This is a genomic window from Rhizobium sp. SVR5-2C (genome assembly GCF_056755115.1).
Window position 1 is genome coordinate 1 of the sequence record NZ_JBNDHT010000459.1, and the last position, 255, is coordinate 255.

Genomic DNA, 255 nt, shown 5'->3' on the forward strand with positions numbered 1-255 from the left:
CCATAGCACTGCACCAAGGAAGATACTCAATACCGCGCCATGCGCAAAGTATTGCGGAAGGTCAAGCTGCGGCAATTGGTTTAAAATTGAATAACCCACGCCAGCGACCATCACAAACAGTCCCAACCCCATCAGCACATTACCGAGTATCGAAGCGTTTTTGCGTTTCATATGTCACCTCCGGAACTTTGGGTTGTAAGGGGAAAAGCCCCTGATCCTTGTGTGTAAAGTATAGACAACGGCTCTTTTATGAGT

The 255-nt window shown here is 47.5% G+C and carries 1 protein-coding gene; it reads right to left on the minus strand.

All coding sequences use genetic code 11. The features are described from left to right. On the minus strand, nt 1-171 hold a 171-nt coding region (locus tag ACPYOI_RS36520; protein WP_481424236.1), incomplete at its 3' end, for a DUF2583 family protein. Nucleotides 172-255: the final 84 nt, after the last annotated feature.